Consider the following 291-nt stretch of genomic DNA (forward strand, 5'->3'; position numbering starts at 1 on the left):
TCCTCCTCCGACACGGTGAAGGTCTGACCATTATTCCAGTCGACCACCCTGACGTTGTAGGTAAGCTTAATCTTAGAGGGATCGGGGTTATCGCTCGGATCCGGCACGTAGCCCTCATCGCCCATCATAAGCTGGATGGAGTAGATGTAGTTGCGCTTCATCTGAGGCAGCTTCACCTCAAGAGGCTTGACAGCATAGCCGTTATAGGCGGTCTCGATGACGAGGGAGGTGCCGTCGGCAGAGGAGGCAGAGGCAGCGCTATTCTCGTATGCGTAGATCTGACCCATGGAG

At 55.3% G+C, this 291-nt stretch carries 1 protein-coding gene; it reads right to left on the reverse strand.

Features of this window, described 5'->3' with window-relative positions:
* Positions 1 to 291: hypothetical protein (locus HMPREF2890_RS09040; RefSeq protein WP_168160387.1), on the reverse strand; the 291-nt coding region annotated here is incomplete at both ends.

The organism is Porphyromonas sp. HMSC065F10, from assembly GCF_001808555.1.
Taxonomy (GTDB): domain Bacteria; phylum Bacteroidota; class Bacteroidia; order Bacteroidales; family Porphyromonadaceae; genus Porphyromonas_A.